Annotated in this window: 24 protein-coding genes, 1 tRNA gene and 2 pseudogenes; 10 read left to right on the plus strand and 17 right to left on the minus strand. The window is 57.0% G+C overall.

What is annotated here, in order from left to right:
- The first annotated feature begins 51 nt into the window (after positions 1-51).
- The 5 genes from BT125_RS18570 (at position 52) to BT125_RS18590 (ending at position 3,953) form a co-directional block, all read left to right on the plus strand.
- The gene (locus tag BT125_RS18570; protein ID WP_072409113.1) at positions 52-747 is read left to right on the plus strand and encodes an ABC transporter permease; all 696 of its coding nucleotides are present in this window, start codon (positions 52-54) and stop codon (positions 745-747) included.
- Entirely contained in the window at positions 744-1,433 is a 690-nt protein-coding gene (locus tag BT125_RS18575) for an ABC transporter permease (RefSeq protein WP_072409115.1), read from the plus strand. Before BT125_RS18570 ends, BT125_RS18575 begins: the two co-directional genes overlap by 4 nt.
- Positions 1,414-2,646: a methyltransferase gene (locus tag BT125_RS18580; protein ID WP_072409117.1), complete on the plus strand. Its 1,233-nt coding sequence runs from the start codon at positions 1,414-1,416 to the stop codon at positions 2,644-2,646. The genes BT125_RS18575 and BT125_RS18580 overlap by 20 nt, the downstream gene beginning before the upstream one ends.
- Positions 2,647-2,977: 331 nt before the next feature.
- Positions 2,978-3,802, plus strand: coding sequence for an FkbM family methyltransferase (locus BT125_RS18585; protein WP_072409119.1), 825 nt, complete (start codon positions 2,978-2,980; stop codon positions 3,800-3,802).
- A gap of 75 nt (positions 3,803-3,877) precedes the next feature.
- Positions 3,878-3,953, plus strand: a tRNA-Thr gene (locus tag BT125_RS18590).
- 157 nt (positions 3,954-4,110) lie between these two features.
- Here BT125_RS18590 and BT125_RS29710 read toward each other — a convergent pair.
- Positions 4,111-4,221: pseudogene (locus BT125_RS29710) on the minus strand (NAD-dependent DNA ligase); the annotation flags it as partial.
- Here BT125_RS29710 and BT125_RS18595 point away from each other — a divergent pair.
- A complete protein-coding gene (locus BT125_RS18595) occupies positions 4,222-4,452 on the plus strand; it encodes a hypothetical protein (RefSeq protein ID WP_170866851.1) in 231 nt (76 codons plus the stop codon).
- A 9-nt stretch (positions 4,453-4,461) separates the two neighbouring features.
- Here BT125_RS18595 and BT125_RS18600 read toward each other — a convergent pair whose 3' ends face one another.
- Both BT125_RS18600 and BT125_RS18605 read right to left on the minus strand, forming a co-directional pair.
- Positions 4,462-4,935, minus strand: coding sequence for a MaoC family dehydratase (locus tag BT125_RS18600; protein WP_072409121.1), 474 nt, complete (start codon positions 4,933-4,935; stop codon positions 4,462-4,464).
- Between the two features lie 30 nt (positions 4,936-4,965).
- Positions 4,966-5,190, minus strand: a pseudogene (locus BT125_RS18605) (3-methyl-2-oxobutanoate hydroxymethyltransferase); the annotation flags it as partial.
- A gap of 372 nt (positions 5,191-5,562) precedes the next feature.
- On the opposite strand from BT125_RS18605, the gene BT125_RS18610 reads away from it, so the two are divergent.
- On the plus strand, positions 5,563-6,669 hold the full coding sequence (locus tag BT125_RS18610; protein WP_072409124.1) for a hypothetical protein: 1,107 nt from the start codon (positions 5,563-5,565) through the stop codon (positions 6,667-6,669).
- A gap of 125 nt (positions 6,670-6,794) precedes the next feature.
- On the opposite strand, the gene BT125_RS18615 is transcribed toward BT125_RS18610, so the two are convergent.
- The 3 genes from BT125_RS18615 to BT125_RS18625 form a co-directional block, all read right to left on the minus strand.
- Complete coding sequence (locus tag BT125_RS18615) at positions 6,795-7,082, minus strand: type II toxin-antitoxin system RelE family toxin (protein ID WP_072409126.1); 288 nt, start codon at positions 7,080-7,082, stop codon at positions 6,795-6,797.
- On the minus strand, positions 7,072-7,311 hold the full coding sequence (locus tag BT125_RS18620; RefSeq protein WP_072409128.1) for a type II toxin-antitoxin system RelB/DinJ family antitoxin: 240 nt from the start codon (positions 7,309-7,311) through the stop codon (positions 7,072-7,074). Before BT125_RS18620 ends, BT125_RS18615 begins: the two co-directional genes overlap by 11 nt.
- A gap of 203 nt (positions 7,312-7,514) precedes the next feature.
- The gene (locus tag BT125_RS18625) at positions 7,515-8,519 is read right to left on the minus strand and encodes an alpha/beta fold hydrolase (RefSeq protein ID WP_256573796.1); all 1,005 of its coding nucleotides are present in this window, start codon (positions 8,517-8,519) and stop codon (positions 7,515-7,517) included.
- A gap of 578 nt (positions 8,520-9,097) precedes the next feature.
- On the opposite strand from BT125_RS18625, the gene BT125_RS18630 reads away from it, so the two are divergent.
- Positions 9,098-9,376: a DUF3077 domain-containing protein gene (locus BT125_RS18630; protein ID WP_060739638.1), complete on the plus strand. Its 279-nt coding sequence runs from the start codon at positions 9,098-9,100 to the stop codon at positions 9,374-9,376.
- Positions 9,377-9,576: 200 nt separating this feature from the next.
- Here BT125_RS18630 and BT125_RS18635 read toward each other — a convergent pair whose 3' ends face one another.
- Positions 9,577-9,909 carry a type II toxin-antitoxin system HicB family antitoxin gene (locus tag BT125_RS18635; RefSeq protein ID WP_072409130.1) on the minus strand — a complete coding sequence of 111 codons (333 nt, stop codon included), beginning with the start codon at positions 9,907-9,909 and terminating at the stop codon, positions 9,577-9,579.
- Complete coding sequence (locus BT125_RS18640) at positions 9,906-10,160, minus strand: type II toxin-antitoxin system HicA family toxin (RefSeq protein WP_072409133.1); 255 nt, start codon at positions 10,158-10,160, stop codon at positions 9,906-9,908. The genes BT125_RS18635 and BT125_RS18640 overlap by 4 nt, the downstream gene beginning before the upstream one ends.
- A 392-nt stretch (positions 10,161-10,552) precedes the next feature.
- Here BT125_RS18640 and BT125_RS18645 point away from each other — a divergent pair, with 392 nt between their 5' ends.
- Positions 10,553-12,160: a methyl-accepting chemotaxis protein gene (locus tag BT125_RS18645; RefSeq protein ID WP_072409134.1), complete on the plus strand. Its 1,608-nt coding sequence runs from the start codon at positions 10,553-10,555 to the stop codon at positions 12,158-12,160.
- A gap of 56 nt (positions 12,161-12,216) precedes the next feature.
- On the opposite strand, the gene BT125_RS18650 is transcribed toward BT125_RS18645, so the two are convergent.
- The gene (locus tag BT125_RS18650) at positions 12,217-12,894 is read right to left on the minus strand and encodes an RES family NAD+ phosphorylase (protein ID WP_072409136.1); all 678 of its coding nucleotides are present in this window, start codon (positions 12,892-12,894) and stop codon (positions 12,217-12,219) included.
- On the minus strand, positions 12,894-13,304 hold the full coding sequence (locus BT125_RS18655; RefSeq protein ID WP_072409138.1) for an MbcA/ParS/Xre antitoxin family protein: 411 nt from the start codon (positions 13,302-13,304) through the stop codon (positions 12,894-12,896). The genes BT125_RS18650 and BT125_RS18655 overlap by 1 nt, the downstream gene beginning before the upstream one ends.
- A 343-nt stretch (positions 13,305-13,647) precedes the next feature.
- Between BT125_RS18655 and BT125_RS18660 the strand changes: the two genes are divergently transcribed.
- Complete coding sequence (locus tag BT125_RS18660) at positions 13,648-14,574, plus strand: LysR family transcriptional regulator (RefSeq protein ID WP_072409140.1); 927 nt, start codon at positions 13,648-13,650, stop codon at positions 14,572-14,574.
- Here BT125_RS18660 and BT125_RS18665 read toward each other — a convergent pair.
- The 7 genes from BT125_RS18665 to aguA all read right to left on the minus strand — a co-directional run bounded on the left by BT125_RS18665 (position 14,491) and on the right by aguA (position 20,356).
- Positions 14,491-14,808 carry an AzlD domain-containing protein gene (locus BT125_RS18665; RefSeq protein WP_072409143.1) on the minus strand — a complete coding sequence of 106 codons (318 nt, stop codon included), beginning with the start codon at positions 14,806-14,808 and terminating at the stop codon, positions 14,491-14,493. The genes BT125_RS18660 and BT125_RS18665 overlap by 84 nt on opposite strands.
- A complete protein-coding gene (locus BT125_RS18670; protein ID WP_072409145.1) occupies positions 14,787-15,500 on the minus strand; it encodes an AzlC family ABC transporter permease in 714 nt (237 codons plus the stop codon). The genes BT125_RS18665 and BT125_RS18670 overlap by 22 nt, the downstream gene beginning before the upstream one ends.
- Positions 15,497-15,934, minus strand: a complete 438-nt coding sequence (locus BT125_RS18675) for a GNAT family N-acetyltransferase (protein WP_170866852.1) — start codon at positions 15,932-15,934, stop codon at positions 15,497-15,499. Before BT125_RS18675 ends, BT125_RS18670 begins: the two co-directional genes overlap by 4 nt.
- A 13-nt stretch (positions 15,935-15,947) precedes the next feature.
- Complete coding sequence (locus tag BT125_RS18680) at positions 15,948-16,694, minus strand: 2OG-Fe dioxygenase family protein (RefSeq protein WP_072409147.1); 747 nt, start codon at positions 16,692-16,694, stop codon at positions 15,948-15,950.
- Positions 16,695-16,986: 292 nt separating this feature from the next.
- Entirely contained in the window at positions 16,987-18,273 is a 1,287-nt protein-coding gene (locus BT125_RS18685) for an OprD family porin (RefSeq protein WP_072409149.1), read from the minus strand.
- A gap of 531 nt (positions 18,274-18,804) precedes the next feature.
- Positions 18,805-19,005, minus strand: coding sequence for a hypothetical protein (locus BT125_RS18690; RefSeq protein WP_057449186.1), 201 nt, complete (start codon positions 19,003-19,005; stop codon positions 18,805-18,807).
- A 244-nt stretch (positions 19,006-19,249) separates the two neighbouring features.
- Positions 19,250-20,356, minus strand: coding sequence for an agmatine deiminase (gene aguA, locus BT125_RS18695; protein WP_072409151.1), 1,107 nt, complete (start codon positions 20,354-20,356; stop codon positions 19,250-19,252).
- Between the last annotated feature and the right edge of the window lie 122 nt (positions 20,357-20,478).

The following is a 20,478-nucleotide window of genomic DNA, read 5'->3' on the forward strand; positions in this document are numbered from 1 at the left end:
CACCGCAGCGCCGGCCCTTAGCAAAGCCTGCCGCGATATGAACACACACCCATGATGATCGATCTCCACGGATTCGGGCCGGCGCTCGCCGCTGGCGCACTGATGACCGTCAAACTGGCACTCTCGGCCCTGTGCCTAGGGCTGGTGCTCGGCCTGCTCGGCGCCTTGGCCAAGACCTCGCCATACAAGCCATTGCAATGGCTTGGCGGCACTTACTCGACGCTGGTTCGTGGCATTCCGGAATTGCTCTGGGTGCTGTTGATCTACTTCGGTACCGTCAACCTGATGCGAGCGCTGGGCGAGTACCTGGGCATGCCTGACCTTGCCCTCAACGCCTTCGCCGCCGGTGTCATTGCCCTGGGCCTGTGCTTTGGCGCCTACGCCACGGAAGTGTTTCGCGGCGCGATCCTGGCAATTCCCAAGGGCCACCGTGAGGCCGGCGTCGCCTTGGGCCTGTCGAAGTGGCGGATCTTCACCCGACTGATCATGCCGCAGATGTGGCGCATCGCCCTGCCGGGCCTGGGTAACCTATTCATGATCCTGATGAAGGACACCGCGCTGGTCTCGGTGATCGGCCTGGAAGAAATCATGCGCCACGCACAGATTGGCGTGACCGTGTCCAAGCAACCGTTCACCTTCTATATGGTCGCAGCGTTCATGTACCTGGGGCTGACGGTGCTCGCCATGATCGGCATGCACCTGCTGGAACGACGCGCCGCCCGTGGATTTGCCAGGAGCACCCAATGAACTGGGACGTCATCATCAAGTGGCTGCCGAAGCTGGCCCAGGGCGCGACACTGACCCTGGAGCTGGTGGCCATCGCCGTGATCGCCGGGCTGCTGCTGGCGATTCCGCTGGGCATCGCCCGCTCTTCGCGCCTGTGGCAGGTGCGGGCATTGCCCTACGCCTACATCTTCTTTTTCCGTGGCACACCGCTGTTGGTCCAGCTGTTTTTGGTCTACTACGGCCTGGCTCAGTTCGAGGCCGTGCGCAGCAGCGCGCTATGGCCGTACCTGCGGGACCCGTTCTGGTGCGCCACGGTCACCATGACCTTGCACACCGCCGCCTACATCGCCGAGATCCTGCGCGGCGCGATCCAGGCCATCCCAAAGGGCGAGATCGAAGCCGCACGGGCCCTGGGCATGTCTCGGCCCAAGGCATTGTTCTACATCATGCTGCCCCGTGCTGCGCGCATCGGCCTGCCGGCCTACAGCAACGAAGTGATCCTGATGCTCAAGGCCAGCGCCCTGGCGAGCACCGTGACCCTGCTGGAACTCACCGGCATGGCCCGCACCATCATTGCCCGGACCTACCTGCCGGTGGAGATTTTCTTCGCGGCCGGCATGTTCTACCTGCTGATGTCCTTCCTGTTGGTGCAAGGCTTCAAGCAGTTGGAGCGCTGGTTGCGCGTCGATGCCTGCCAAGGGCGCTGACAGCGGCGTGTTGACGGGCGAGGCATTGCTCGCCCGCTTCACCGCACTGGACGTTTTTCTCACCGCGCACCAGGCACTGTGGAAACCACGTCCGTTCACCCACCTCCAGCTGCTTTGGGAAACGTCCCACCCGGAATTGGCCAAATGGCTACGCCAGCGTTCGCTGGAAGCGGCGGAAAATGATCATCATCAGCCGTGGTTGATGGAAGACGCACCCGCGCCGTTCCCGGAATTGGCCGCTATCTCCCGCGCATTGAGCGCTGTCGCAGAATTGCCTGCCAGCACACTCGAAGCGCCAAGCCATCGCCTGAACGTCGACGTACCCGGGCGCAAATGGCAGCAGATCGAAGCCTTCGCCAGCCGCCTGCACTTCACCACCCAGCCGACCCACTGGCTGGATTGGTGTGCCGGCAAAGGTCACCTCGGTCGACGTCTGCTGCACGGTGAACAGCAACTGACTTGCCTGGAATACGACCCCGCACTGGTCGCCAGCGGCCAACAACTGAGCCAGCGCCATCACCTGGCCGCCACGCACCAGCAACAAGACGTGCTAGCGGCGGACGCCGCCCAGGCGCTCCACCCCGAACACACCCCCGTGGCCCTGCACGCCTGTGGTGACCTGCATGTGCGCTTGATGCAACTGGCCAGCGCCGCTGGCTGTGCACAACTGGCTATCGCACCTTGCTGTTACAACCGCATCAACACCGAGCGCTATCAAGCGCCGTCCGACGCCGCCAAGGGCTCCGCCCTACAGCTGTCGCTCGACGATCTCAGCCTGCCGCTGACCGAAACCGTCACCGCTGGCGCACGCGTCAGAAGACAACGGGACCACTCCATGGCCTGGCGCCTGGGCTTCGACTTGCTGCAACGACAAATCAGAGGGTGCAACGACTACTTGCCCACGCCGTCACTCCCCAGCGCTTGGCTGGAGAAATCCTTCGCCCAGTACTGCACCGATCTGGCAGCCCTGAAAGACTTATCCACAGTCGGCACGCCTGATTGGGTCGCATTGGAAGCAGCGGGCCATCAGCGCCTGGCCGAGGTACGCAACCTGGAGTTACTGCGAGGTCTTTTCCGACGACCGCTGGAGCTTTGGCTGGTGCTGGACCGGGCGCTTTTCCTCACGCAAAAAGGCTACGACGTTCGCCTCGGCACCTTCTGCGAAACCCCGCTGACGCCGCGCAATCTGCTGTTGCTGGCAGAGCGTTACTGAGGCGAAACAGCCTGTGGATAACTCTGTTGATGAAATAAACCCGGATCCAAGAAATCCGTGATTTCCTGACCCAATCAGCATTGGTCATTTTTTGTTCATATGGATAAAAAACCATGAAAACAGGCATTTGCGACGAAACGCGAAAGCGGTCACAAAATCGCAAGATGCCCCACGCCTGATCCTGCCCGTTGTGCATAAGCGTCTAAGCAAAACGACATAACCGCCGAATTCAGTGCTGCCCCGCGCCAACAATTGCGTCCGCCACGCCCGTGCTATACAACAGCCCCACGTATCGTGATTGACACAATGCCGACACACTCAAGGACTGGCCGTGACGTTCATTTCCTACGCACAAAACTTCGAAGACATACGCCTCTGGCGCGCCCTTCAATCGGTGGAAAACGGCTTTTACCTCGACGTGGGCGCCAACCATCCGACAGATGATTCAGTCACCCGAGCGTTCTACGACCGCGACTGGCGTGGCATCAACATCGAACCCGTGCCGGCCTACTACGACGCCCTCTGTCAGCAACGCCCCCGCGACACCAACCTGCAATGCGTGGCCGGCGAAAACGCCGAAAACCTGACCTTCTACACCATCGCCGACACGGGACTGTCCACGGTCGAAGCCAGCGTCGCCCAACAGCACCGCGACGCCGGCATGGACGTGCGCAACCAGACCGTCCAATCCCGCACCCTGGCCTCCATCTGTGAACAATACGCCCAGGACCGTCCCATCCACTTCCTGAAAATCGACGTCGAAGGCCACGAAGAAACCGTGCTGCGCGGCATGGACTTCAGCCGCTGGCGCCCCTGGATCATCCTCATCGAAACCCCGTGGGCCCGCGACCAGACCTGGGAGCACCTGATCACCGACGCCGGCTACCAATCCATCCTGTTCGACGGCATCAACACCTACTACCTCGCCGAAGAACACCTGGCCCTCAAACCCGCCTTCGACATCCCACCGTGCAACCTCGACGGCTTCCAACTCTGCAAAGGCCACAAATTCAGCCACCCCATCGACGACACCGACCAACAACTCAGCGCCGCCCTGCAACGCGCCGAACAGGCCGAAGCCCAACTCCACGCCATCCAAAACAGCCGCACCTGGCGAGCCCTGAACAAACTGCGCAACCTGCTGCACCGTCCCTAAGCCGGACCTGCGCAAAAATAGTCAGAATTCAGGGGTTTACAGAACGCACCCAATCGCTATAATCGTCGCCCACACGCCGGTATAGCTCAGTTGGTAGAGCAACTGACTTGTAATCAGTAGGTCCCGGGTTCGACTCCTGGTGCCGGCACCATACAAAACGAAGCCCTCGCAGAAATGCGAGGGCTTTGTTGTTTCTGGGTGTTCACTTTTCCTCTACCCCCTGAAAAACCTGTGGGAGCGAGCTTGCTCGCGATGAAGCCATCAAACCCACCGACAATCTTTCAGCCAAGACAACGGCCAGGACCGGCTCAACCAAACAGCATCTTTTGCCAGTGATCCTCACCCAAAATGGCAATCGAAGCCCCCGCCTCCCGCCGTTCCACTGCCTTCATGATCTTCGTTCCGTAGGTGCTGTGGACTTGGCAGAAAAAACACCTCGCGAGGTTTTTGAATCACCACCTAAACCAGCACACCGAATCGACACGCTATTACTATTTGCCGACCATGCCATTACTCACTCATCGCTTAGAAAAACCCTGGCCGTTCAACCACCAAACAAAGATCAGAAAACAGCCGTCGCCGTTAGCCAGCAGCGATTGAGTGCCGGTATCGGGATCAACGAGAATCATCGTACTGGGATGGATGTTTGACTCTCATCCTCACCGCGCACAGTTGGTAGGATCTCCCTCAGCAAGCATACGCTTCAAGCATTCACGCTCCTGGGCACCGGGTAACACGCCCGTTGTCATCGCCTGCAGCACAGTGACGCCCTCTTCGTTGAGTACCCTGACCTCGGCTTTCGCATGACCGCGTTCATCGATGTCAACGATGAGCCAATGGCAGGTGATCTGTTCCTCTGGGTACACGGGACGTTTGAACTCCAAACTCATGCCGGTGGCCAACCAACCGATCTGCCCGCCGATCTCGGTAATCAGACTTGCCGTTAGCAGGCCATGAGCAATAGGTGCCTTGAACCTGCGCAACTGCGCGTAATGCGCATCGCTGTGGACCGGGTTGTAGTCCCGAGAGATCTGCGCGAATTGATGGATATCGTCTCGCGAAAAACAGCGGACAACGGTGAAGCGGTCACCTACCTTGAGTCCTTCGGCGGCACGTTCGCTCGGGCTTTTCATAAAGGCTTCCTGGTAGCGGCGGGGCGGTCGTTAAAAAGTGTGCTCGGGACCAGGAAATGTCCCGGCCTCAACCTCCAGTGCAAAATCTCTTGCCGCTGTTTGAAGTACGGAACGGAGGTCGGCGTACTGTTTGACGAATCGCGGCAGGCGACCCTGACGCAAACCGGCCATATCCTGCCAAACCAGTACCTGAGCATCACATTGGTTTCCGGCACCGATCCCGATGGTAGGTATGGAAATAGCGTTGGTGATCGCAACTCAAAGGGGACAGATTGATTTTTTCTTACGCTCGCTGATGAAACGTAAATTTTGGGCCTGTCCCGCGTCAAAACGCGATACTCGAATCGTTCTCTTGAGGGTTGTAATGTTCACTCGAGCCTACGGTAAAAATAGATCTGCCCTCTTTTTACAGCACAGGTCGGCTGCCCCGTGCTGACTTGATCGAATAATCCTTAGGTATTGTTGTGCCAACGGGCCAAACGCGACTACATCCCCATGCTGGCGACACACTAGGTTTGGTAGAGGGTTGAAAGTTAAAATAATAGTCTTGACCTGGCGGAGCGGGTGCGCTAAATAAATACTTCACTCGACGTGCGACTCTCAAACATTGCAAACTCAAGGTTAGGCATGGATATATACGATCGGCTTTTCGGCGATAGTAATGAATATTACAATGATACCGGGAAGCCAAAATACATGGATGATAATTACTTTAAAAACTTCCACTATAGCTTCATCGGCGAGAGAGAACAAGCAAGAAAGAAAAAGGGGAAGTGCATTATTCCCGATTGCACCGACAGGTGCGTATCCTCCCATACGATACCTGAATCAGCAGTATTAAAGCGCGTCGCTCATGCAAATGAAGTACTCTACCCCGAATACAATGCGCAACTAAAGGTTTACGAATGCAAGCCTATTAATATAAAGAAAGCATCTGCATTTCCTGGGTTCTGCGTGCAACATGAATCGATTTTTAGCGGTTTTGAAGTCAATGGGGATTTTGAGGATCCATCGATTGCATTGCAAAATCTGAGGATCGTCTATCGATACCTATTCGGATTATCCAGCCTCACCAAGGTCTTTAAACGAAAGCTGGCGGCATATAAAAAAGAGATCACCGATTATAAACTGCAAAGATTTTCAGAGGTTAAGCGTTTATTGAAGAAAGGCTTGACACTTATCAACATTGAAGATGAAATAACTCTTCACCTCAAAAGTCAAATAGAAAAACTTGAAAATCAATATGCTTATATTCATAATGAGGACTTGGTTCCTTTAGTTAATACTTTGTCAGGAGAGGGCTCATCTATTTCGATGATCGCCGTCCATTTAGACTGTGAAGTTCCTATGTGCCTCGCTGGCAAAAGTGAATTCAAGTCTGACGACAAAAAATATACTGTTCACCTATCAATATTTCCGCGACCAGGAAAAACATTTTGCTGCTTTTCTCTTCCAAAACTTCACGAAGAGGATTTTACTAAAATCCTAATAAAGCATAGCACTGACATCGGGTTTTTGAATGTTATTGAGTCTTGGATGGTCTACGGAACTGACTTCTGGTACATCAACCCAACAGAGTGGAATAGTTACTCAAAAGAAAAGCAAAATAAAATTATGACCCTACTAAAAAGTACGGATCACTTCCCTGACGAAGAGCTTGACTTCACAATATTTGACAACTTGCGCGCAACCATTCTAGCAAAAGCGGAAGAGGATCTTACTCAAAAGCAATAACCTAATAAAAGCATACTGAATCTCATGTTTACGCGGGGCCATTTATTAGGTTTTCACCCCCAGAGAGCAATGGTGCATCCTTCCCCCCCAGGACTAGGATGCATCACTTATACGTTGCGTACTCGCTAACTTAACCGCTCAGCCGCTGTGCGATAAACCTGCTCACGCTCGCGCTTATCGACGGTCACCACGAACACCATGACCTCCTGGTCGATCACTTGATAAACCAACCGGTAGCCGCTGCTGCGCAGCTTGATCTTGTAGCAGTCGGGCAAGGCATGCAGACGGTTGGCCTCAATACGCGGATTGAGCAGAATCGTGGCTGGCTTCTTCTTGAGCTGCTGGCGCACGGTATCCCCCAATTTGTGCCACTCCTTTAACGCCCGCGCATCGAATTCGAGGCTATAGGTCATCCGGTGAAACCTTAACCCGCTGGGGATTAGCAAGCCGCTCGCGAACCGTTGCGATCAAGGCTTCATCGTCCTCGGTCATCAGAACTGGCTTGAAGGGCAACTGACCGCGCTCTGCTACGTATTGCAAGGCTTGGCGCATCAGCTCTGAAGGGGTAACGCCGAGCCTCTCCAACTCGCGGTAAGCCCGCGCCTTGAGGTCGTCGTCGATACGGACATTGATGGACGCCATGGAATAGCCCTCGCTGTAATGACATCAGTCTTTACAGTGAGGCAAAAAACTCATTTGGGCAAGTCTGAAAACGACGAGCTCTTCGCGGGCTCCTGGCCATGTGGCCCTTTGCACCTCTACGTACCGAGCACACCACATGCTCAACGTTGTCATTAGCACAGCCTATTCGTCTAACACCCCAAAACTGAGTAATTCGCCAAGACCTATGTATTTCGCAAGAAATCCAGAATAGCTTGACTGGTAGCTTCCGCTTTTTCCTCAAGCACCCAATGCCCAGTATTTTGCAAGATCAAGGAATGGGGTTGCGAGGTAATGTGCTGCACTTGCTCGGCCAACGTCTTGCCTCTTGAGTGATCTCCGCCAATGGTGAGCACCGGGAGGGTCAGTTTATTTTCAGCGAACGCTTGGTTGTCATTTGCGTCATGCTCTATCCAGGCCGAATAAAGCTTGAAAGCCGCGCCCATGCGCCCTGACCGGGAATAGTCGTTCAACAAGGCCTCACGCACCTCTTGCGTTACCTTGGAATTTCCTGGGTAAACGAACTCATCGAAAAACATGTCCAGGTAAATCTTTTCTTTACCCTTGATCATTTTTTCGGCTGCGCTGCCAAAGAAGCGAAAATGCCACTTGCTCGAAATACCGGTTGCGGGATTGCCATTAAAAGGAATCTCCCACCCTGGAATACCCGGGATAAAGCCGTCCATCAAGACGATGTGTTTGGTTTCGTATGGATAAAGTGCGCCGTAGGCATAGGCGACAATCAAACCCATGTCGTGACCCACAACATCAACTCGATTCATCTGCAGTTTTTTAATCAGCTCATGCAGATCCAGCGCCATGTTCTTCTTGTCATAACCACTGGCTGAAATATCCGTTTCTCCGGCGCCACGATAATCAGGAACGACAGGGGTGTAGCCAGCGCGCACCAAGCGCCCCATCACGGCCTCCCAGTTCCTCCAGCTTCCCGGAAAGCCATGGATCAGAAGCACCGGTCTTTCACCGTTACCGCTCACCAGATAGTGCATGCGAATGCCGTTCACATCCGCGTATTCACTTCTAAATACTTCACCATCAATGACCATGCCAGGCCCTTCCATTAATGGAATCGTTGCATGCGACTGAGCGGAAGAGGCTGGAAAAGCCAAGATGTCGGAAAGAATAAATTGCCTCATCCTGAAGACCACCTTGAGCCAAATGACTTCTTCCACACTGCGTCCAGACTGGACAAACCTAGCTTGGATGTATCCACGATAAATTCGCCACTGTCAGGACTGACAGTGGCGACGAGTGGATATCGACGATTTTCCGTAATCGCTTTGCCAGTGCCCCATGAAAAGAAGGTTTCAGATCACTGGACTCCAGCCAGTTAGAAGCTACAAGCCAGGTAAAATCTGGATACGCAATATTGGATTCGCCAGCATCGCGCCACGATTGCCCCTCCTCCAATCGCCCACTACTCTTCAGCAGTCGTTGCTAATTCAGCGACCGGGCCTGAGAACCCGAGTAAGATGCAGGCGCTACAGCGCCCGAACCACGTTTTGCGGCGCTTTTTTATGTCCGCATTCCGTGCAATGGCGGCTGTGCGTGGGAGACCTTCGGGTCTGCCGGGTTCCTGTATCTCCGGTTTCTCAGCCTGCGCACAGCTGCCACCCATTCGCCTGAGAACGAACGTGGCAGCTCTCATCTGATATGGGAGTTTATCGATGTATGCCATGGATCTGCTGCAGTCTCGCTTTATCGCTTTGCTAGTCATCGTCCGCCGCCAATTGGCAAATGGAGGTGCGCAATGACCCATCCCAAAGACCTCAAAACCCCAGGCCTAACCCCCTTCTGCTACCATTCCGACCGCCCGCTCTTCCGCGTCAACAGCGGCATACCCATCGGCGAAGCCCTGTCCCACGCCTCCGATCTGCTCCACGTTGCCAAGGTCCTGGCCGAGGACGCAGCGATGATTCGCGGTACGGATCGGTATGCCTGGGCGTCGTGTTATTTGCAGGATATGAGCAAGGCCGTCATCGACGACGTGGTGAAGGTGCTGGAGGCGCCCGGGAGTAATCCTGCTTAAGAGCCGCAGGCCCAATGCTGCCCGCTGGGTCGAGCAGCATTGGGTTTCTTCTGTATGACGGGAAGGATTGAAGGAGGGCTGCTTCGCAGCCAGCGGGAGCAAGCTCCCTCGCCACGGGTTTGGGGGCAGAACAATTACTGACTGCAATGAATTAGGCAGACACAAAATCAATCATGGTCTGTACCGTTTTCCTGGAAGAGTCAGGCGTGGACTTCGCGATCCAGCACGTCGGAAACCCACTGATTGATGCTCTTGTGAGCCAATTCTGCTTTGACGGCCACCGTGGCATGAAGAGCTGGCGCCAGTCGTAGGCTCAGTTTTCCAGAGTAGGGTTTCTGTGGAGGACGACCGAGCTTGGCGCACGTGTCGAGGTAATCAACGACAGCGTCTTCAAACGCGGCTCGCAACTCCTGTACCGATTCACCATGGAATCCAACGACATCTTTAATGCCTGCGATATGGCCTACAAAAAGGCCGTCCTCTTCGCTGTACTCGATTCGGGCGGCATAGCCCTGATAATTCATCACGTTCATGGGGTAACGCCTGCTAGTTCAAGGAAAGCCCGAGCATCACGAACCTGATAAGGCTTTGCTTCTTTATCGGGGTGTGGCCGGTGAAAGGTACCGACTACACCATTCAGTTCAAACCGTACTCGCGACCCGTTGCCTTCAATGGTCTTGGCGCCTGCGGCGCCAAACAGCGATTCGATGCGAGCCCATTCCAATGTAGCCGGAGTGGGCTTCGAGAAGACGGCCTTTAGGGTGCTGAGCTGCTTGCTATTCATGGTATTACACTATGATACCGTTCGCGACAGGCTAACCAATACTGATTGAGTAGAGCCAAGCTTGGCACGGCCTATCTGAGGTTTTGGATCGGACCACGATAGCGCTCAACAAACGTCGTTACCTGAGGATATTATTTTCTACTCATTTCTGAATGGGCCCAAAACTGTTGGACCGCCTTACCGGTCTCATTGCCTTCCTGCGCGACCTCGTTGGGCAGCTGAACCGCTGAAGCGCGCGATTTATCGGTGTCGCCGCTCGCCAAGGTTTGCGACATATTCATCTAATCAAATCCCCCGCCGATAGCCTCAGATAAGAGCCTGGAATACCGCAAGGCTCTGCTCGCGCTCGACTACACTTTCCCAGCATTCCCCCGCTCCAGGAGCAGTAAGCGATGAAGATCCGCACCAAGGTCATAGGCTCGGGGTTGGTCAGTCTTTCCTTTGCGTTGCTGCTCGGCGGTATCGGACTGTGGGGTTATCACTCCATGACCGAGGCCCTGGTGCAGAACGAGACCAGTATCTCCGCCATGCGCAAGCACATGGAGGCGGACATGATGCACGACGCCATTCGTGCCGATGTGCTCGCCGCTCTGCTGGTCAAGCCGGGGGATGCCCAGGGGGCGAAGGAGGTGCTGGAGGCGTTCGATGAGCACACGCAGCGGATGCGCAAGGTCATCGCCGAAAATGCCGAGGCGAAGTTGCCGCAGGATGTCGCCAAGGCGATTGGCGAGCTCAAGCCACAGGTGGAGACCTACATTGATAAAGCCAAGCAAATTATCAGCAAGGCACTGAGTGGCGACCAGGATGGCCAGGCGTTGCGGACGGAGTTCGACGGGGCGTTTTCGGCGCTGGAGGAGCGCAACGAGGCGGTGAGTGAGCTGATCGAAAACCAGGCCCAATCTTCGCGCGAACATCAGGACCACAGCATTCACGCTTCGGAGCGCTGGCTGATCGCGACACTACTGGCCACTTGCGTGGCGCTGGCGCTGTTGTCGTGGAGCCTGCTCAAAGCGGTGCTTACGCCGCTGAACAAGATCATCCTCAATACCCAGGCGATTTCCCAAGGAGATTTGCAGCGCTCCATGGGCACGCAAAGCAAGGATGAGCTGGGCCAGCTACAAGGCGTGATCGAGCAGATGCAGACCAATCTGCGGCAGATGATCGCCACGATCCGCGGCCAGAGCGATGAGTTGCATGGCACGTCCCGGAACCTGGGCGATACGGCGCGGCAGATTGTCTCCAGTGCCGATCAACAGGCCCAGAGCGCGACCAGCATGGCGGCGAGCATGGAGCAGATGATGGCGAACATCAGCCAGATCCATCAGCACGCCGACAGCGCCCGGACGATTTCGGCGCAGTCCGAACAATTGGCGAGCAGCGGCGGCCAGGTGATTCTCGGGGTGGTGGAAGGCATGAACCGGATCGCCGAGGTGGTCAACCAGTCCTCCAGCAAGATCACCGCGCTGGATGCCTCGTCCGAGGACATCCATTCCATCATTCAGGTGATCAAGAGCATCGCCGAGCAAACCAACCTGCTGGCGCTCAACGCCGCTATCGAAGCCGCCCGCGCCGGCGAGGCGGGCCGTGGTTTTGCGGTGGTGGCCGACGAAGTGCGCAACCTGGCGGCGCGCACCACCCAGTCCACCCAGGAAATCACCGCGATGATCGAGCGCATCCAGTCCAGCGCACGGGATGCGGTGGCAAACATGCAGGCTTGCGTCAGCCGTGTGGACGAGGGTGTCAACCTGGCCCAGCAGGCCGGGGTGTCCATCAGCGAAATCCGCACCGGCGCCCGGCATGCGGCCGAAGTGGTGGAGGAAATTTCCCAGACCATTGCCGAGCAGTCGAAGGCCAGTGATGAGATGGCTCAGCGGGTGGAGTCGATTGCTGCCCAATCGCGGGAAAACACGCTTTCCATCCACAATTTGCAACACACCGCCGACCAGTTGAATGATGCGGCGGGATCGATGCAGTCGTCGGTGCAGCGGTTCAAGATTTGATCCGACCCGGCCAGGGGGCTGTTGCAGCCCCTTGTCACAGCCGGGTCAATGGCAACTCACACCTGACTCACCTCAAACACAAACGAAATCTCCCGCTTCTGGGCACTCCAGACGTAGCGAATATGCTTGCCTTGCACCGGAATCGAAACCGCCGGCGGGCGAAACGCGGCCACGCATTCGTGACCGGGCAGGCGGACGCTGTTGTACAGCAGCCCCCATGACAAGGTTTCACGCAGTTGCCGGGCGAACACCTGGGACGGGCCGTAGGCCGTAGGGTCCGGGTTGTGGAGGTTTGGGTAGTCGTGACGGATGTCGTGCAGGGGTTTGACGACCTTGTTGACGTAGGTGCGCATGGTCAACTCCAGGTCTGGCTCGTTGGTCGCCCCGAGGAATCGCGCCTGGTGGTAACAGGTCTCCGCGATGGCGGCTTCCTGGCTGCTGGCGGCGTAGTAGACACCGAAGGTGCCGTCGCTGAAGCGGCTGCTTTTGCCAATGTGGGTAAACGCCGCCATCACCGGCGAGGAGCCGGGCCCGGAAACGCGGTCCTCGGGGCGGACACGGGACAGCACGCCGGCCTGTTCCATCAGCCGATCGTTGGTCAGCGCTTCCAGGGCGTAGGCCGTGGGCAGGTCTTCAGGGTCGAGTACATCTTCAAACAGCGAAATCGGTGGGAAGCTGCTGTTGACGATCCGATAGGCCCGTTTCCATTGCGGGTCCGCCAGTGGTGGCATCATTAACCGCGCACTCCATCGAGGTATCGCCGCACATCGGCGATGTCCACCACCCGCCCGGTCAACATGTAGGACAGCGCCGACTGGCCGTTGAACGGTGCCGCGGTATTCGGGCTGCTGACCCACTGATAGGCACGGTCCCGGTTATTGCTGAAGATGATGCTCAGCGCCTTGTGGATCCCCATGAGGTAGGAAATGCGCTCCAGCGTATCGCGAGGCAGCCTCACGTTCTCCGGCAACTGCTTGTATTTGTAGAAGGTCGTGTTTCCCACCTTGCCCAACAAAGTGCGCTGCTGCTCGACGCTGCAGCCCCAGAGCGCCATGAGGTTGAAAAAAAACTTCAACGCGACTCGACCCGCATCCGGGGAATCCAATTGTTGCTGCGCGTTGAGGGTGATGGAGGACGTCGCCATGGGTTTGGGCTCCTTTTTAACGGGTGGCACTTAGAGGATAGTACACATACGGATTGTTTTTAAGTTTTTATTCGCAAATGGACTCTATCGACACTCTATTTGAACCATTCGGCATGGGTTGCCAGGTCGCCAAACGCAATCAACTTCCCGCCAACGGGTCTTGGCCAGCATCTGCTGGGCAAAATCCCCAAATCCCGCATAAGCTCCAACCATCGCCTCCTGGCGCTTTTCGGCACAAAATCGCGACAAGCGTGGCAAGGTGCATGATGATAGCCAGCATGCCCACCTGGCCGGCCCAGGTGCACAACAATAGCGAGCCCACTTAAGCAGAGGGCATTACCTCATGGATAGCAGAACCCTACGCAACCTCATGCGTATCGTGCAGACCGGCTCGTTGTCGGCAGCGGCCGAGCATTCGTGCCTCACGGTGCAGGCGTTGGCGGCGCAGTTGAACAAAGTCGAGGAACAGTTCGGTTTCCGGTTGTTCCGGCGCTCGAACAAGGGCCTGACGTTGACGAGCCAAGGCTCGGAACTGACCCCCTTCATGGATCAGGTGCTGATTGCCACCCGGCAATTGGAAGAAAAAGTCGCGGCACTCAAGACACCGCGACAGCGCACGCTCAGAGTGGCGCTCAATACCACCCTTCCGGCGGAGTTCAACCGGCGGATGATCGATCGTTTGATCGCCGTGTTCCCCCAATATCAATTGGAATTCAGCTACGCCGAGTCGATGGAGAACCTGAGTAAACTCAGGAACGAAGATTTTGACCTGGCAATCCTGATTGGGCAGCAACAGGGCGGCTTTACCAGCATCGCCATGCCGGATGTACAGGTGCAGGTGGTCGGTGCCCATTGTGGCGACGCAGACGACTCCCTGGGCCTGCTCGGTGACAAGTTTCAGGTGCGTCCGGCAGAAGAATGTCCGTATTCCCACAGCTTCCTGCGCTTTCTCGACGCAGGCCTGGGTGAATACGGGTCGAGCCAGCGCATGGTGTATTCCTGCAGTGAGACGCTGACATTGTCGTTGATCACGCAGCTCGACGGCCTGGGGCTGGTGTCCCGGGAGGCGGCGCTGCGCAACGGCCTGGCGATTTTCCCCGACTTCGAGGATTTCCTTGAGGTCCGCCTGGCGGTGAACAATCCGGAGTTGTCTGGCCAGGCGCTGCATGATGTGGTGGACCTGACGCTACAGGAACGAACCGAGCGCGATGTACGCCGCCGTGCCCAGCGCCACACTGAGAAACAGGTTGCGACTGAAATACGCACATAACAGCGTCGGAATCGCGGCATAAAACTCAGGGCGGTCGAGTTGTATCTGCTGGTCCTTGATCAATAACGGGGTCAGGCTGATGGCAGCGACGATCGCCACTGGCAGGTATTCCAGGGCACGGGCGACGAAGGGCGGCCAATGTTCGGTATTGACCTGCAACGGCAGGGCACGTGGCAGGAAGGTCACGGCCATCATCAGGACCACGACCAAGATCAGGAACGTTTGGTCAGGCATACGCCCACCCCGCAGCCAACGAACGTGGCAATGAAGACATTGAATGGCGAGCTGCCCAGCAGGCTCAGCCCGCCCATGCAAACGACAGCCGCCAAGGCCGCGATCAGTTTGTTGCGGGTGTCGCACAACGAAACCAGCACATAGAGCATCATCGCGGTCAGCGCATAGTCGAGCTGGTATTTGATGAGATGCGCCGCGTATTGCGCGCATACCGCGCCCAGCAAGCCACCAAGCACCCAGGACGTATGGCAGAACAGGTTGAAACCGACCAGGTAGCGCACGCTCACCGGCGCCCCGGTGCCGAGCTTGACGCTGTGGAAAGCGAATGACTCGTCGGTCAACCCTGCCGCGTAGCACCAGCGTTCGAAACGACTGAGCCCCAGCGCACGCAGGGCCTTGGCCATGTAGACCGACATCAGCATGTGCCGGGCATTGATCAGGAACGTGGTGAGCACGATGGTGGTCAGTGACGCACCGCTGGAAATCAACGCCAGCGCCGCAAATTGCGAAGCACCCGCGTAGACGAACAGGCACATCGCCACCGGCAACCACAAGGGCAGCCCGGCGTTGACCGCCATCAGACCGAACACAAACGAAACCGTGAAATAACCCGCTACCACCGGACTGGCTTCAGCAAAGGTACGCGAGGCTTGTGGTTCGACCGCCAGCGGCTGGCTGGAAGTCTTGTTCATAAATCCCTCTCGAAGGTGATTTCACCCTGGGGCTCACAGAACCCCTGGGCGGCCCAGAAACGCTTGCCGGCCAGATTAGCATCGTCGACGAAAAGGAACATGCGCAGCACGCCTACCCGCTTCATGTCAGCCGATGCGGCCTCGACCAGGCGCTGGCCCAGGCCTTTGGTGCGATGCTGCGGGCTGACCGCCAAGTGATTGATCGTGCCACGGGTACCGAGCATGCCGCCGATCACCGCGCCCACCACCTCACCACTCGCATCGATGGCCAGGTACGCGGTGGTGGTGTCCTGCAACAACACACCGCGCAAGAATCGAGCGTCCTGCCATTCGCAGAACGACACTTCGTCGAAACCGCGAAAGAACCGCTCCAGTCGCTCGGCGTCCCGGACCATGGCCCGACGCAACAGGACTTGCTGGGTCGGGTCGTCCATGGGTTCGAGCCGTTCAGCGAACAATGTCGAAAGCGGTCCCGGGCCGCGAGAAGGAAATGGCCAGGATCTGCCGGTAGGCCATGTCGTGGCTATGGGTGTTGCGCGCCGGGGTCACGTAATGGCGCATGTCGCGGTCCAGAAAGAACGTGGTGTCGAGGATGTCTTCGTAGGTCGTCGCCGCCAGCTGTTCTTCCTGGGCGCTGTACAAACGGCTCTCCGCACCCGCCACATTCTGGCGACCCCAGAAGTGCACGCCGCTGAACGGATAGCCGTCGCAGTGAATCCCTTCGGGGGTGATTTCCAGTTGTTTGCCCGGCTTGATCTCGATGCGGATCTGATGGATCTGGCACTGCCAGATTTCATCGTGCAACTCCTGCGGCAGGACGTTCTTGTACACCTCGAAGTCCGTGTCGATCAGGCTGCGCATCACCGGCGAATTGATCACTTCGTTGGAGAAGTCCTGGAAGTGACGCTCCAGTCCGCCGACATAGCTGTTGTTGGCCTTGGACTGAACGTAGGCCCGGTGTTCGAGCTGCTTGAGCTCTCGGGTCGTAGGGTTGTATTCGAAGTCGCTGTAGCGGCGAAAACGCATGCCTGACTCGGCCTGGCCGTAGTAACTGTCGGGTTCCATGTTTTCCCAGCTTTTGGTCAGCCGGACAAAATCGCCGAAATGACCGTAGAGGTTGAAGTCCCCACCGCGAACGTTGACGTATTTGTCACGTCTCAGCGCTTCGCCCACTTCCCTGTTCAGAACGATCATTTTTCATAGGTCTCCACTGCATTGAGCGGCCTAATCTAGTAGGTGCAGGATTTACGTCCATGAGAAAGTATTTGAGGCATTTCAAGCGACGCTTGAAACGGAGGGCAAAGTTGCATTAGTACGACTTTTTCTCGGGAAAACAGGCTGTTTCAGTGGCTTTTCTTGCGCTAAAAGCCAAAAGAACCCGAGTTTGGCGTCGCAACGCTATTCACTTCAGGCAGGTATGAATCAGTTGTGGCGAGGGAGCTTACTCCCTCGCCACGGTTTTATACGCTCGTAACCCGTTCAGGCATCAGAAGACGCTGATCGGGTAATCCACGAACACCCGCAACTCATTGCCGCTGACGTTGTACTCGCTGGACTTCTGTGACACCCGCAACACGGAGCTGCGCAACCTGACGCTCAAGTCCTTGGCCGGGCCGTTCTGGACCACGTACTTGAACTGGTTGAAGATCTCACGCTCGGTACCGCCTTCGCTGGTGGACGTGGTGATGTTGTCGCCACGCACATAAGCGACGTTGTAGGTCAGGCCCGGAACGCCGAAGGTGGTGAAGTCCAGGCCATAGCCCAACTGCCAGCTGCGCTCATCCTCAGCGTTGAAGTCGGACCAGTAGGAGTTGGCCAGGTAGATCGTGTTGCCGCCGTCACCCACACGATTCTGCCCGCGCTGATAGCCGCCGTAGGCGTAGCCCAGGTTGCTGTCGCCGGTGCTGCGCTGGTGGGCGAGGGTGAAGCTGTGCGGGCCGGTGGCGAAGGTGGCGGCCAGGCTCCAGATCTTGTTGTCGTCGCCGGTGACGTTGTTTTCGCGAACGTAGCTGTTGTCCAGTTTGGTGCGATAACCGTTGAAGTCCAGGGTCAGGGACTGATCCTTGGCCAGCGGGAACACGTAGTTGGCGTTCACGTACTGCTTCTTCAATACGTCCTCGACATCCGAGGCGTAGAGCGAAGCCTTGAACTGCTCGGTGAACTGGTAGCTGCCGCCCAATACGTTGATCGACTTCAGGCCACCGCTGTCACGGCCTTCGGCGCTCTTGCGCGATTCGGCGGTGAAACGGCCGGCATTCAGTTCCAGGCCCTTGATCTCCTTGGAAGTGATGAGCGTGCCGGTATAGCTTTCCGGCAGCAGGCGCGAGTTGTCATAGCTCAGCACCGGCAGGGCCGGCATCTGGTCACCATAGGCCAGTACGGTATTGGAAACGCGGAACTTGACCGCGGCACCGAACTTGGACAAGTCATCGGCCGCGTTGCCGCTGTCACCTTGCTTGAAGAAATCGATGCCTTGCGCACCGCTACGACCCTTGCCGCCGTCCAGACGCAACGCATACAGGCCGAAGGCATCTACACCCACGCCCACCGTGCCTTGGGTGAAACCGGACGAGAACGTACCGATGGCCGCCTGGCCCCATTCGGCCTTATCCTCGTTGCCGTCTTTGTAGTCGCGGTTGATATAAGCGTTGCGCAACAGCACTTTCAAGCTGCTGTCTTCAACGAACCCCTTTGACTCCGCCTGGTCGTTGGCCATGGCGTGTGTCGTGCTCAAGATCCCCAGTGCGATCAAACTAATGCGCTTGTTCAACATGATTATTTTCCTTGTACGGGTTGATACGCACCGCGGCGAGCAGCCGAAATGGCGCTTTTGCGCTCTTTTTCGGACTCTTGCTCCTGAAAATAATGAAAAGGCCCGCCCACGAGCGAGCGTGTCGGGCCTTTTTATTATTTAAGAGTCATGGCTGTCAGCCACAGGCGTAAGGCGAATCCTAGTCGCGCCCTCAACAGTGTGTCAATTTCGTGAATCGTCTGTAATTAGGCGAAAAACATCTAAGAATCGATCAGAACGAACAGCCATCCAAACCGCAAGTCGCCAAGGGTACAGAGGCCAGCTCCGGCAGGGACTGCTTGAGCCATTGGGCGGAGGCCTCGGGCTTGCCCAGCCCCCTGTGGAAGCGAGCTTGCTCACGATGGCAGTGTGTCGGTCAACAGCCGTGTTATTGATCCACCGCTATCGCGAGCAAGCTCGCTCCCACAGGGATTTTGTGTGAACTCGAAAACCTGCGGGCACAAAAAAAAGCGCTGCCATCCCGGCCAGCGCTTTTTATCAATCCGTCGAATTCTATCCTTGCATCACATCCCACAACGCTTCCAGCTCAGCCTCGCTGAACAGGCCAGCGGGGTAACGCTCAACGATCATCCGGCGCGGATCAGGTTCTCTGATCTGACGCGTTCCGTTGGACTTCAACCACTGCGCCAAGGCTTGAAGCGACTCACCATTAACGGCCAAGGGATGGCATGTGCGCTCGCTTGTCATATTCATTCCAGCGCCCTCTCCTGGTTGATGAGCGGCTAATTTATCCAAGGTTTATGACAAAACAACTCAGCTCCATTCCCCGGAACTGCCGCTGATCCGATACAAGAGCTATGCCAATGTATCCGCGACCACCCATGAACAGACACAAAAAAACCCACGACCCAATCGGGCCGCGGGCTTGCCGGGATGGATCCAAAATCGCCGACTCAGGGACGGCGCAGGCGCTATCGGCGGGCTGTTACATCGCCACTCATTTTACGTACGGCGCGGGTTGCTGTTGGGTAAGGCAATGAATATTTCCGCCGCCCAGTAACAGTTCGCGCCCGGGCACCATGACCACTTCGTGCTGCGGGAACAGGTTCTGCAGGATGTCCCTGGCCGGTGCATCCAGCGGGTCGTCAAAGCTGGGTGCGATGACGCCGCCGTTGACGATCAGGAAGTTCACGTAGGAACCGGCCAGTCGCACGGTTGGGTTGCGCTCCTGGGAACCTTCCACCGCATCCACGCCCGCGCATTCCTCTTCGGTGGCATACATCGGCCCCGGAATCGGCATTTTGTGCACTGTGAACGAGCGCCCCTTGGCGTCAGTGCTGTTTTGCAGCACATCCATCGCCGCATGGCAGCGGGTGTAGTTCGGGTTTTGCGGGTCGTCGGTCCAGGCAAGCAGGACTTCGCCCGGACGCACGTAGCAGCAGAAGTTATCCACATGGCCGTCGGTTTCGTCATTGAACAGACCGTCCGGCAGCCAAATGATCTTGTCCACCGCCAATTGCGCGCTGAGCACCGCCTCGATCTGCTCACGACTCATGTGTGGGTTGCGATTGCGGTTGAGCAGGCACTCTTCGGTGGTGATCACAGTCCCTTCGCCATCCACATGGATCGACCCGCCCTCGAGCACAAAACCTTCGGTGCGATAACGCGGGCTGCGTTCGATCTCGAGGATCTTGCTGGCCACTTGCGAATCACGGTTCCAGGGCGCGTACAGGCCGCCGTCAAAACCGCCCCAGGCGTTGAAATCCCAATCGACACCGCGCACTTCCCCGCTGTCATTGATCACGAACGTAGGGCCGGTATCGCGGACCCAGGCGTCGTCGCTGGACATTTCCACCAGGCGGATATTCGGCACGTCGAGGCGCGCCCGGGCATTTTCGTATTGGGCCGCGGACACCGCCACGGTCACCGGTTCAAAACGGGCGATGGCCTTGGCGAGCGCCACATGGGCGGCCTGCGCGGGCTTGCCGCCCAGGCGCCAGTTGTCCGGACGCTCGGGCCAGATCATCCAGACCTGGGTCTGGGTCGCCCATTCGGCAGGCATGTGGAAACCATCCGCGCGCGGAGTGCTGTGCAACGTTGTCATGGGGTCATCTCCTGGGCGATGGGCTGTAGCAACTTTATAAACGATAAATATCGACTAATAAAGCCACAAAAACTAAACACCATCAAAAAATAGCGGAAAATACCGACAAAAATCGATTTTTA

It is taken from the genome of Pseudomonas sp. NFACC04-2 (assembly GCF_900119265.1).
Lineage (GTDB): Bacteria > Pseudomonadota > Gammaproteobacteria > Pseudomonadales > Pseudomonadaceae > Aquipseudomonas > Aquipseudomonas fluorescens_AA.

Bases quoted from the DNA above. Each gene is read 5' to 3' on its own strand.
- BT125_RS18645 (WP_072409134.1), top strand. From the start codon at position 10,553: ATGAAGATCCGCACCAAGGTCATAGGCTCGGGGTTGGTCAGTCTTTCC.
- BT125_RS18650 (WP_072409136.1), bottom strand. From the start codon at position 12,894: ATGATGCCACCACTGGCGGACCCGCAATGGAAACGGGCCTATCGGATC.
- BT125_RS18570 (WP_072409113.1), top strand. From the start codon at position 52: ATGATGATCGATCTCCACGGATTCGGGCCGGCGCTCGCCGCTGGCGCA.
- BT125_RS18670 (WP_072409145.1), bottom strand. From the start codon at position 15,500: ATGAACAAGACTTCCAGCCAGCCGCTGGCGGTCGAACCACAAGCCTCG.
- BT125_RS18690 (WP_057449186.1), bottom strand. From the start codon at position 19,005: ATGAATATGACAAGCGAGCGCACATGCCATCCCTTGGCCGTTAATGGT.
- BT125_RS18685 (WP_072409149.1), bottom strand. From the start codon at position 18,273: ATGTTGAACAAGCGCATTAGTTTGATCGCACTGGGGATCTTGAGCACG.
- BT125_RS18580 (WP_072409117.1), top strand. From the start codon at position 1,414: ATGCCTGCCAAGGGCGCTGACAGCGGCGTGTTGACGGGCGAGGCATTG.
- aguA (WP_072409151.1), bottom strand. From the start codon at position 20,356: ATGACAACGTTGCACAGCACTCCGCGCGCGGATGGTTTCCACATGCCT.
- BT125_RS18575 (WP_072409115.1), top strand. From the start codon at position 744: ATGAACTGGGACGTCATCATCAAGTGGCTGCCGAAGCTGGCCCAGGGC.
- BT125_RS18680 (WP_072409147.1), bottom strand. From the start codon at position 16,694: ATGATCGTTCTGAACAGGGAAGTGGGCGAAGCGCTGAGACGTGACAAA.
- BT125_RS18675 (WP_170866852.1), bottom strand. From the start codon at position 15,934: ATGGACGACCCGACCCAGCAAGTCCTGTTGCGTCGGGCCATGGTCCGG.
- BT125_RS18655 (WP_072409138.1), bottom strand. From the start codon at position 13,304: ATGGCGACGTCCTCCATCACCCTCAACGCGCAGCAACAATTGGATTCC.
- BT125_RS18665 (WP_072409143.1), bottom strand. From the start codon at position 14,808: ATGCCTGACCAAACGTTCCTGATCTTGGTCGTGGTCCTGATGATGGCC.
- BT125_RS18660 (WP_072409140.1), top strand. From the start codon at position 13,648: ATGGATAGCAGAACCCTACGCAACCTCATGCGTATCGTGCAGACCGGC.
- BT125_RS18630 (WP_060739638.1), top strand. From the start codon at position 9,098: ATGACCCATCCCAAAGACCTCAAAACCCCAGGCCTAACCCCCTTCTGC.
- BT125_RS18640 (WP_072409133.1), bottom strand. From the start codon at position 10,160: ATGAATAGCAAGCAGCTCAGCACCCTAAAGGCCGTCTTCTCGAAGCCC.
- BT125_RS18635 (WP_072409130.1), bottom strand. From the start codon at position 9,909: ATGAACGTGATGAATTATCAGGGCTATGCCGCCCGAATCGAGTACAGC.
- BT125_RS18600 (WP_072409121.1), bottom strand. From the start codon at position 4,935: ATGAAAAGCCCGAGCGAACGTGCCGCCGAAGGACTCAAGGTAGGTGAC.
- BT125_RS18610 (WP_072409124.1), top strand. From the start codon at position 5,563: ATGGATATATACGATCGGCTTTTCGGCGATAGTAATGAATATTACAAT.
- BT125_RS18620 (WP_072409128.1), bottom strand. From the start codon at position 7,311: ATGGCGTCCATCAATGTCCGTATCGACGACGACCTCAAGGCGCGGGCT.
- BT125_RS18615 (WP_072409126.1), bottom strand. From the start codon at position 7,082: ATGACCTATAGCCTCGAATTCGATGCGCGGGCGTTAAAGGAGTGGCAC.